Annotated in this window: 1 protein-coding gene; it reads right to left on the reverse strand. The window is 70.0% G+C overall.

The genetic code is table 11. The annotated features are described in order from the left end of the window. A partial coding sequence (locus tag O7A70_RS34150; RefSeq protein ID WP_337144251.1) for a hypothetical protein occupies positions 1 to 220 on the reverse strand: 220 nt, incomplete at both ends.

Below are 220 nucleotides of genomic sequence, written 5' to 3' on the forward strand. Positions count from 1 at the left end.
CCGCCGGTGGCGGCGAGCTGGTTGGCGGCATCGGTCTCGGCGGTCGAGCCCGGCAGCGAGCCGGTGACGGTGCCGTGGGTGAGATCGGCTCCGGTGGTCGAGGTGTCGAGGGCCGCCTCGTTGACGGTGACATCGCTGTTGGTGGGAGCGAAGAGGCCGGCATCGCTGAGGTTGATGGTCAGCGTCGTGGTCGACAGGTCGCCGTCGCCATCCTTGAGGG

Source organism: Mesorhizobium sp. Cs1299R1N1 (assembly GCF_037179655.1).
GTDB classification, from domain to species: Bacteria; Pseudomonadota; Alphaproteobacteria; order Rhizobiales; family Rhizobiaceae; genus Mesorhizobium; species Mesorhizobium salmacidum.